This is a genomic window from Halorubrum sp. CBA1125 (assembly GCF_009742825.1).
In the GTDB taxonomy this organism is placed as follows: domain Archaea; phylum Halobacteriota; class Halobacteria; order Halobacteriales; family Haloferacaceae; genus Halorubrum.
This window is the reverse complement of sequence record NZ_WPCE01000112.1, coordinates 1-9770: the sequence shown is the minus strand read 5'-3', so window position 1 is coordinate 9770 and position 9770 is coordinate 1. Positions and strand designations below refer to the sequence as shown.

The 9770-nt window shown below is 71.2% G+C and carries 9 protein-coding genes and 2 pseudogenes; 4 read left to right on the top strand and 7 right to left on the bottom strand.

The genetic code is table 11. The features are described from left to right. A partial coding sequence (locus tag GJ633_RS10665) for a PHP domain-containing protein (protein ID WP_321169021.1) occupies window positions 1-421 on the bottom strand: 421 nt, incomplete at its 3' end. A 211-nt stretch (window positions 422-632) separates the two neighbouring features. Between GJ633_RS10665 and GJ633_RS10660 the strand changes: the two genes are divergently transcribed. The 3 genes from GJ633_RS10660 to GJ633_RS10650 all read left to right on the top strand — a co-directional run bounded on the left by GJ633_RS10660 (window position 633) and on the right by GJ633_RS10650 (window position 2201). Continuing rightward, window positions 633-848, top strand: a complete 216-nt coding sequence (locus tag GJ633_RS10660) for a hypothetical protein (RefSeq protein WP_156588816.1) — start codon at window positions 633-635, stop codon at window positions 846-848. A 165-nt stretch (window positions 849-1013) separates the two neighbouring features. Next, window positions 1014-1430 carry a hypothetical protein gene (locus GJ633_RS10655; protein WP_156588815.1) on the top strand — a complete coding sequence of 139 codons (417 nt, stop codon included), beginning with the start codon at window positions 1014-1016 and terminating at the stop codon, window positions 1428-1430. Between the two features lie 78 nt (window positions 1431-1508). Further along, window positions 1509-2201, top strand: coding sequence for a molybdenum cofactor biosynthesis protein B (locus GJ633_RS10650; RefSeq protein ID WP_156588814.1), 693 nt, complete (start codon window positions 1509-1511; stop codon window positions 2199-2201). Between the two features lie 99 nt (window positions 2202-2300). Here GJ633_RS10650 and trpG read toward each other — a convergent pair whose 3' ends face one another. The 4 genes and pseudogenes from trpG to trpD all read right to left on the bottom strand — a co-directional run bounded on the left by trpG (window position 2301) and on the right by trpD (window position 6264). Continuing rightward, a complete protein-coding gene (gene trpG, locus GJ633_RS10645) occupies window positions 2301-2894 on the bottom strand; it encodes an anthranilate synthase component II (RefSeq protein ID WP_156588813.1) in 594 nt (197 codons plus the stop codon). Then, window positions 2891-4595, bottom strand: a pseudogene (gene trpE, locus GJ633_RS10640) (anthranilate synthase component I). The gene trpG and the pseudogene trpE overlap by 4 nt, the downstream one beginning before the upstream one ends. Then, window positions 4592-5236, bottom strand: coding sequence for a phosphoribosylanthranilate isomerase (locus GJ633_RS10635; protein ID WP_156588812.1), 645 nt, complete (start codon window positions 5234-5236; stop codon window positions 4592-4594). Before GJ633_RS10635 ends, trpE begins: the two are co-directional and overlap by 4 nt. After that, window positions 5236-6264: pseudogene (trpD, locus tag GJ633_RS10630) on the bottom strand (anthranilate phosphoribosyltransferase). The gene GJ633_RS10635 and the pseudogene trpD overlap by 1 nt, the downstream one beginning before the upstream one ends. Before the next feature lie 121 nt (window positions 6265-6385). Here trpD and GJ633_RS10625 point away from each other — a divergent pair. After that, on the top strand, window positions 6386-7093 hold the full coding sequence (locus GJ633_RS10625) for a glycerophosphodiester phosphodiesterase (protein ID WP_321169020.1): 708 nt from the start codon (window positions 6386-6388) through the stop codon (window positions 7091-7093). 39 nt (window positions 7094-7132) lie between these two features. On the opposite strand, the gene GJ633_RS10620 is transcribed toward GJ633_RS10625, so the two are convergent. Further along, entirely contained in the window at window positions 7133-7834 is a 702-nt protein-coding gene (locus tag GJ633_RS10620; RefSeq protein ID WP_156588810.1) for a universal stress protein, read from the bottom strand. 133 nt (window positions 7835-7967) lie between these two features. Then, window positions 7968-9251, bottom strand: coding sequence for a tRNA pseudouridine(54/55) synthase Pus10 (locus tag GJ633_RS10615; RefSeq protein WP_156588809.1), 1284 nt, complete (start codon window positions 9249-9251; stop codon window positions 7968-7970). Between the last annotated feature and the right edge of the window lie 519 nt (window positions 9252-9770).

Here is a 9770-nt window from a genome sequence, read left to right as displayed (position 1 = left end):
CGTCGTCGCCGCGGTCGTCGCGCCCGTCGCTCCCGTCCGCCGGCACGGGGATGTTCTGCTGACGGACTCCGTGGCGCGACCGCTGGAACGGGTGAGGCACGACCGCCACGCCGCCGCGCTCGTGGATCCACGCGACCGTCTCGGCGTAGGGACGTCGGCGCGGCGGCATTCGCTCGACGCCGAGCGCGAGCAGGTGACCGTCCGCGGTCGACACCTCGACTCCGGGGATCCCGATCAGTCCGTACTCGGCGGCCATCTCGGCCGCGCGCTTCGACTCCCCGATCACGTCGTGGTCGGTGATCACGACGCCGTCGAGCCCGATCTCCGCGGCGTGTTCCAGGATGAGCTCCACCGGCTCGTGACCGTCGTAGCTGTCCTCGGAGTGGACGTGCGGGTCGAGGTGGACGGTGACGCTGGACACGTCCCGAAATAGGACCGTCCGTGTATATAAACTCGCGATCGGTCCGCGGACGCCGACCCACATCGACCGCCGACCGACGCCGACCGGCGACGCCGCGACCGCCATCGTCTCGCGGACCGAGAGCGCTGCGTCGTGAACCCCGCGTTTAGGTTCGCCCGCTCGCGGGTCAGCTGCCGTAACGTTTATCATAAATCATGACAATTAGTACCACATGTCACTCCGCGAAACGGGACGACAACTACGGCTCCGACGCACCGGCAGGATACCAGCGGACGCGCAGGTCCGCCACTACGATGAGCTTGACGAGGAGGAGAAGGTCGTCGTCTGGGAGCTGGCCGGAGAGCCACAGACGGCACCGGAAACCGGTAATCTCGACGACGGCGACGTGGTGAAGTTCACCGACTACTACCAGGTCCGCTCGCGCTGACGCCGACTCGTCGCTCTTGGCTGGTCTCGTCTCCTCTCGTCTGCTCTGCTCTCGTCTGCTCTCCTCTCGACCGATCATGTCGACACCTCGACAATTCCGGAATTGCCCCTCTCATCGCGTTCTCGGAAGCGAAGTTGTTTTCGCCCGGCGCGCGAAACTCGACGTATGGACAGTGGCGGATCCAGCGACATGACGCTGGCCTTCGAGCTGAAGGCGCTGAAGGTCCTCGCGGACCCGAACGCCGTCTTCAACAACGCCCGGCAGTGGACGGAGTACGTCGGCGTCGTCAGCGAGAAGCCGACGTACGTCGTCACGAATTTCACCCGAAAACACCGCGTGCGACAGGACTTCTTCTCGGGGCCGCGCGGCGTCGAGGAGAGCCTGGAGAACATCGCCCAGCAGTTCGACACGGAGCGGCACGTCTTCGTCGGCGTCGACGACGAGGATGCCGCCGTCGCCGCGGAGACGGGCTGGGAGTTCCTCGACGTCGAGGACGCCGCGGAGGCCGCGGGGTGGACCCTCGCGACCGGCGAAGACGAGTCCGAACAGACCGAGGAGGCGACGCGAGACGACTGGCCCTGAGACGCGCGCGCAGCCGAGCAGGACCGCGGTCCGTTCGAGACGCCGGGTGTTTTGAGCGTCGACGCCGAACGACGCGGCATGACCGGCCACGACGAGCACGACGGCCACGACGAGCACGACCACCACGAGCACGACGCCGACTCCGTCGCGATCGCGGTCGTGACGGTCTCGTCCTCGCGTTCCCTCGACGAGGGAGACCCGTCCGGCGACCACATCGTCGCCGCCTTCGAGGAGGCCGGCCACGAGATCGCCGTCCGCGAGCTGATCCCCGACGACTACGACAGCGTCCAGGGGACGGTCGACCGGCTCGCCCGCCGAAAGGACACGGACGCGATAGTGACCACCGGCGGTACCGGCGTGACCCCGGACGACGTCACGCCCGAGGCGGTCGCGGGCCTCTTCGCGAAGACGCTCCCCGGCTTCGGCGAGCTGTTCCGCCGGCTCTCCTACGAGGAGGTGGGGACGCGGACGATCGGCTCGCGGGCGACCGCCGGGGTCGTCGCCGGGACGCCCGTGTTCTGCCTGCCGGGCTCGGAGAACGCGGTCCGGCTCGGCGTCGACGAGGTGATCCTCCCCGAGGTCGGCCACCTCGTCGGACTGGCGGGACGCGAGGAAGCGGGAGACGAGGCCGGCGAGGAAGAGGCGGACGAGACCGGCGAGGAAGAAGCGGGAGACGAGACCGGCGAGGAAGAAGCGGGAGACGAGGCCGGCGAGGAAGCGGCGGACGAGGCTGGTGAGCAAGAGACGGGCGAGACGGACGAGACCGTCTGAGAGACGAACGCGACCGATGCCAGGAGACGACGCTAGCGAGATCGACTTAGCGCGATCGACGCAAGCGAGACCGCCCGCAGCGCGACCCGGGAGTCCGGATCAGACGGACGTGAGGAAGTTCCGGATGACGTCGTGGCCGACCGCCGTCAGCACGCTTTCGGGGTGGAACTGCACCGCCTCGATCGGGTGCTCGCGGTGGCGGATCCCCATCACGATCGCCTCGCCGTCGTGGTCGGTGGTGGCGGTCACCTCGAAGACGTTCGGCACCTCGGTGGCGGCGAGCGAGTGGTAGCGACCGGCGCGAAACCCCTGATCGAGGCCCGCGAACACGCCCTCGCCGTCGTGCTCGACCGGGAACGCCTTGCCGTGGATCGGCTCCGGGGCGTGCCCGACGGTCCCGCCGTACTCGTAGACGGCGGCCTCTAACCCGAGACAGACGCCGAGCGTCGGCACCTCGGGTGACACCTCCCGGAGCACGTCCGCGGTGACGCCCACGTCGCGGTCGTTCTTCGGGTGGCCGGGACCGGGACTGATGAGGATCGCGTCCGGGTCCTCGCGTTCGACGTCTGCGAGCGACGCGGTGTTCTTCAGGACCGCGATGTCTATCTCGCTTCCACCGATCGTCTGGTCGGAGACGTACTCGACGAGGTTGTACGTGAACGAGTCGAAGTTGTCGACGACGACGACCTTCATTCGTCGACCTCCGTCTCGGCCAGGAGGGGAGCGCCGTCGTCGCTCTCGACCGCCTCCTCTCGGACGCGGTCGATCGCCGTCAACACGCCGTCCATCTTCTGTTCGGTCTCCTCGTACTCCGCGGCCGGCTCGGAGTCGGCGACGAGCCCGGCGCCGGCGCGGACGGTCACGGCGGTCTCGCCCGGATCGCTCGCGTCCGGCGGCGACTCGTCGAGCGTCGCCGTCCGGATCACGATCGCGAAGTCGGCGTCGCCGGTCCACGAGTAGTAGCCGACGCCGCCGCCGTACGCCTCCCGCGGCGTCGTCTCCAGGTCGTCGATGATCTCCATCGCGCGCACCTTCGGCGCGCCGGTGAGCGCCCGCGGGGAACGTCGCGCGGGTCGCGTCGAAGGCGTCCGCGTCGGCCGCGAGCGTCCCGGTGACGGTCGACTCGATGTGCTGGACGTGGCTGTACTTCAGCACGTTCATGAACTCCTCGACGCGGACGGAGCCCGGCTCCGAGACGCGCCGGACGTCGTTGCGCGCGAGGTCGACGAGCATCGTGTGCTCGGCGCGTTCCTTCCCGTCCGCGAGCATCTCGCCCGCGAGCCGACGGTCCTCGACGGGGCTCGTCCCGCGGGGACAGGTGCCCGCGATCGGGTTCGAGACGACCCGGTCGCCCCGCACCGACACCAGCGTCTCCGGGCTCGCGCCCACGATGCTGCGGTCGTCGTGACGCAGGACGTACATGTACGGCGAGGGGTTCACCTCGCGCAGCGCCGCGTACAGCCCGAGCGAGTCGACCTCGCCGCGCAGCTCGCGGCTCCGGGAGATCACGCCCTGGTAGATGTCGCCGTCGAGGACGTGCCGCTTGGCGGTCCGAACCGCCTCCTCGTACTCCTCGCGCGGGCCGGCCGACTCGGACTCGACGCGGACCCCGTCGGGGTCGGGCGGCGACGCGTCGCGGAGTTCTCCGGCGACGCGCTCGGCCTCGACGACGAGGTCGTCGTACACCGCCGCGGGGTCGTCGTCGACGCCGATCACGGGGGTGAACACGAGCTCGGCCGTCCCCTCCTTCTCGTCGAAGACGACGGTCCGGGTCGTGAGCGCGAACTCGGCGTCCGGGAAGTCGGTCTCCGGGCGGTCGACGCCAACCTCCTCCAACCAGAGGTCGTAGACGGCCTCGTACGCGAGGAAGCCCACGAACCCGCCCGAGAGGATCTGCCGGTCGGTGTCGGGGAACCCGCGCAGGGAGACGTCGGGGAACGCCGCGCGGACGCGGTCGACCGCGTCGCCGGCGGCGGGGCCGAGGGGATCGTCGGCGTCGGTTCCGCGGTCGGCGTCGCTCCCGTGACCGGCGTCTCCGATCGCGTCCCCGCCCTCGACGAACTCGGCGGCCGGCCCGAGCCGCGTCACGTCGGTGCGGTCGGGGTGGACCGAGACGATCGCCTCGGGGTCGTAGCCGACGAACGAGTAGCGGGCGTGCCTGTCGGCTTTCCCGCCCGCGGTGAACGCGCCGTCGGGGTCGCTGGAGGCGACCTTCTCGCCGGACTCCAAGAGGAAGCCGTACGGGCCGTCGCCGACGAGCGTCGCGTACGCGGCCAGCGGCGTGGTGTCGGCGTCGAGCGACGCGGCCGCGCGCACGACGACCGGCCGATCGGCGTCTTCCGCGAGGTCGACGAACGCCGCCTTCGAACGGTCGAGGGGGCTCTCTGCGCTCATGCCAGTTCCATCTCCCGGCCCGCGTTCGCCACGAACCGGGCCACCGCGTTGTGGTCCTTCTGGCCGTCCGTCAGCTCCACGCCGGAGGCGACGTCGACGGCGAACGGGTCGGCGACCCGGACCGCTTCGGCGACCGTGTCGGCCGTGAGTCCGCCCGCGAGGACGACCGGCGAGGTGAGTCGGGCCGCCAGGTCACCCGCGCGCTCCCAGTCGTGGGTCTCGCCGGTGCCGCCCGCGCCCGACTCGTCCGTCGAGTCGAGCACGAGCGCGTCGGCGACCGCGTCGAGCTCCTCCGCCCGCGCGGGGTCGTCGGCGTCGACCGCGAGCAGGACCTTCCGCTCGGTCTCCGCCCGGATGAACCGGATCTCCTCGGGGGTCCACTCGCCGTGGAACTGGAGCGCGTCGGGCCCGATCGTCCGGGCGAGTTCGACCGCCCGCTCCGCCGAGTCGGGCATCGTGACGAGCGTCGCGGTGACGAACGGCGGCACGTCCGCGAGCAGCTCCGCCGCCGTCGCGGGGTCGACCTCGCGGGGCGTGTCGACCGGGACCTCGGAGATGACCCCGACCGCGTCGGCGCCGGCGTCGACCGCGGCCCGGAGGTCCGCGTCCCGCGTGAGCCCGCAGATCTTCACCCGGGCCATCAGTCGTCCGCCTCGTCCGTCGTCGGCTCTGCGCCGCACAGCGCGGCGAACTTCTCGGCGGCCGCGCCGGAGTCGATCGCCTCGGCGGCGCGGTCGACGCCGCCGAAAGCGAGTCGGCCTCGCCGGCGACGTAGATCGCCGCGCCCGCGTTCGCCAAAATCAGGTCGCGCTTCGCTCCCGTCACCGAGCCGTCGACGATCCCGCGGAGGTCGGCCGCGTTCTCCTCGGGGCGTCCCGCCGGCGACCGCCTCGATCGGGGCCGACTCGAGCCCGAGGTCCGCGGGCTCGATCGTGAACTCCGTCACCTCCTCGCCGTCGACCTCGGCGGCGACCGTCTCGCCGTGGAGCCCGATCTCGTCCATCCCGTCGCCGTGGACGACCAGGGCGCGCTCGACGGGCATGTGCGCCAGCGACCGGGCGATCGTCCCGACGAGGTCGGGGTCGTACACGCCGAGCAGCTGCGCGTCGGCGCCGGCGGGATTGGTGAGGGGGCCGAGCACGTTGAAGATCGTCCGCATCCCCAGCTCTTTGCGCGGGCCGATGACGGCCTTCATCGCCGGGTGGAACACCGGCGCGAGCATGAAGCCGATCCCGTCGTCCTCGATGGCGGCCTCGACGGCCGAGGGTTCGGCCTCGACGTCGGCGCCGGCGACCTCCAGCACGTCGGCGCTACCCGACGACGAGGACACCGAGTAGTTGCCGTGTTTGGCGATCGAGACGCCCGCGCCCGCCGCGACTATCGCGGCGGTCGTCGAGACGTTGATCGTGTCGTACTCGTCGCCGCCGGTGCCGCAGGTGTCGACGAGCGGCTCGCGGGCCGGATCGATCGTCCGCGCCGCGTCGCGCATCCCTTGGGCGAATCCGGCGATCTCCGCCTCGGTCTCGCCCTTCGCGCGGAGCGCGGCGAGCAGCGCGCCGATCTGCGCCTCCGTCGCCTCCTCGAAGACGAGCCGCGCAGCCTCTCGCGCCTCATCGACCGTCAGATCCCTCCCGTCCGTCACGCGCTCGACCGTGTCGTTGATGTTCATCGTGTTCACCAATGTATTATTTCGCGTTGTGATGTACATGTATGTACACTAATTTAACCCTGTCGCCGAGGGTGGGCTCACGCGCACGTCAACTAAGTTGCCGGCGCCCGTGTGGTCCGGTGTGGTTCCAGAGACCGGTTCGGACGGCGTCGCGCTGATCGCTCACCGGGGCTGTGCCGGGCAGTACCCGGAGAACACGCTCGCGGCTATCGCGCGGGCCGCGCCGCGCGTCGACGCGGTCGAGATCGACGTCCGCCGGTGCGGGAGCGGCGAGCTGGTCGTGTTCCACGACGAGCGGCTCGACCGGCTGACCGGGGCGACCGGTCGCCTCGCGGACGCGGACTGGGCCGACCTGCGTGACCTGACCGTCCTCGACTCGGACGAGCCGGTCCCGCGGCTCGCCGAGGCGCTCGCCGCCCTCCCCGACGACACCGGTGTCAACGTCGAGCTCAAGGAAGCGGGACTGGTCGCGGACGCGCTCGCCGTCGCCGACGAGACCGACGTCGATCCGCTGTACTCCTCGTTCCGCCCGGCGGTCCTCGACGCCCTTCGGGACGCGGCCCCGGAGGCCCACAGCGCGCTGCTCGTGGCCGACGCCGAGCCCGGACCGGCGGTCCGGGCGGCGACGGACCTCGGCTGTGCCGCCGTCCACCCCGACGTGGAGACGGCCGCGGACCCGGCCTTCACCGAGGCGGCCCACGACTCGGGGCTGGCCGTCAACGCGTGGACGGTCACGGCCGAGACCGACGTCGCCCCGCTGCTCGCGGCCGACGTCGACGGGATCATCACTGACCGGTGGGACGTGCTCGACGCGTCGGCGGACCGGTGAAGGCGTGGGACGCCTCGCGGGCGTCACTCCCCGCGGGCGTCACTCCCCGCGGAGCGCGGTCGACCCGTTCGCCTCGACGACGATCACGGGCACGGCGGCCTCGTCGACGACGGTGTCGGTCGTGGAACCGAACACGAACCGGCCGACCGTCCCGGTCGTCGGCGCTCCCACGACGACGAGGTCGTAGTAGGGGGACTGCTCGACGATCGCGTCGGCCGCCGTGCGGTCCTCGACCAGCCAGCGGTCGACGCGGTCGAACGCGCCGAGCCGGTCCTCGGCCGCGGCGAGGAGCCGATCGCCGTCCGAGCGGCCGCCGTCGGCGTCGTCCCCCGCCGAGTCCCGGACACCGCCGCCCTCGGCCGGGCCCCTGTCGTCGGCGTCCGTCCGCCCCTCGTCGGTCGCCGTCTCCGCCGCGATCGCGGCCTCCGACGGGACGACGTGGAAGAGTTCGAGCCACGCGTCCGTCGCGTCCGCGACCTCGCGAGCGACGTCAACCGTGGCCCCCGCGTGCGGCCCCTCCCCGACGGCCACGAGGACGGAGGAGACGCGATCGGGACGGGTCGCCCGACGCTCCCCCTCCAGCCGGACGTCTGCGGCCGTCGTCGCGGCCGCGGCCGCGTCCGTCACGGCGGGCCGGAGGACCGGCTCGCCCACCGCCGACCCCCCGGTTGCGTCCTCGGTAGCGGCGTCTTCGGCGGAGGCGCCTTCGACGGTGACGTCGTCGGCCTCGCTCCTGTCCATGCTTCACCGTCAGACGTGCGCATGATAAATCCTGAGGATCTCCCCCGTCGCCCGCGACCTCGACGCCGCCCGTCCGTCGCTCTCGCCTGCCGACTCCGCTCGTCCGGTCGAGTCCGCGTCGGTCCCGGTTCCGTCAGTCTCGGAAGAACTCCTCGCGCTCGAACGGCTCCGCTTCGCCCTCGACGGCGAGCACGTCGAGCGCGGTGACCTCGGCGCCGACGCCGAGGAGGCCGGCGAGGCTCGGCTCCGTCCGCCCTTCGTCGCCGGAGATCAGTTCCTTGACGTAGAGCCCGCCGGCGCCGTGGATCTCGACGGTCGCTTGCCGCGGCCCGTCGAGCTCGGCGGTCGCCTCGTACACGTCGCGCTCGCGGGTCAGGCCCGCGCGGCGGTGGTCCACCCGGTTCGGCGTGTACTGCTCGACGGTCGTGCCCGCCAGCTCGTCGATCGCGTCCGCGAGGTCGTCCGGGTCGACGTCGGCGGCGAACTCGACGGCGGCGCGGTAGCGCTTGGACGCGTCGTGTTCCTTCACGCGCTCGACCATGTCGTAGGTCGCGAGCCGGAGCCCCTCGACTTCGACCGCGCCGTCGGCGAACGCGTTGATGTCGCCCTGCAGCCGGTCGGTGTCGACGCGGCGCCGTCGCGGCTCCTCGATTTCGATCACGAAGGGGCGGCCGGTGCCGCACATCAGCGCGTCGACGTCCTCGCGGCCCGCCCCGTGGAACGTCGCCTCGGTGCCGTCGAAGACGTCCTCGACGATCGGCGCGGTGTACTCCTCGACGCTATCGTCGTAGAGGTACCCGGATCCCCCGCAGTGATCGCAGGGGTCCGCGCCCTGCCGGCCGGAGCCGTTACACTCCCGACAGGGCCACTCGGTCTGCGGGATGTCGCGCTCCAGCTTGCGATATCGACCGTACACGAACGTGGAGTTCACCTTGGCGTCGACCGCGTCCTCGGCGAGATCGATCGTGAACTGCACGTCGGGGCGGTCGAACGAGACCTCCGTGTCCGTGAGCCGGCCGACTCGCTTGCCCACCTCGCGGTTGAACTCCGATTTGAACGGCTCGCCCGCGTCCCCGTCGAGCCCGGCCTCCTCGCGGAGCAGCGCCTCGTTCTCCTCGATCAGCGGCGGCGTCCGGGTGCCGACGTTGTACGTCTCGAACTCGGTCCCCTCGACGGCCGCGACCGCGCGCTCGGCCCAGTCGTCGAACTCGCTGCAACGCCCCTCGCACACCCAGCAGTCGGCCGTCTCGACCGGGTCGTGGTCCTCGTCGTCGCGCAGCGCGAGCGCGGTGCGCAGCGCCGACCCCCGCTCGGCGTTCGACAGCCCGAAGCTCCGGTCGGCGACGAGCCGGCCGAGGCAGGCGTCACACACCGGTCCCGTCTCGGTCGCCCGCGCCGCGACCTCCAGTACGTCCATACGCCCTCCAGCGCCCCGCGTGGTAACTGTCTTACTAACCGTCGCGATGGCGTCATACCCGTTCTTCGGTCCGTCGGTTTGCTCGATACAGTCCAAGCAATGATCGATTCATGCGGTGGCGCGCCTGCGAGCGCCCACAGGGCGCGAGCAGCGCGCGAGGGAGTCGCGAGCGAAGCGAGCGACGAGGCTGGGGAGGCGTGAGGTGCTGTGCGGTGCCGGTCGGGTGGGACCCAAAGGGGCAGCCGTGAGGGCGAAGCCCGGCGTTCACGAGAGCAGTGCTCTCGTGAGCCAACCAGAAATTAGAGATTTCTGGTGACGACGTAAGGACCGCAGACCGTGAATGAAGTGAACGGTCGAGGACCACAGCGAGCCGCGCGAGTCCCGCGAGCAGAGCGAGCGGGACCACGAAAGTCGCAGCCCGCGCAGCGAAGCGAGCAGGACCGTCTTTCGAAGGTCCTCACGGCTGGGGCTTTGTGAGTGTTCTCCCCGGTGGCAACGAACCCATCTCGAACGTCCCGA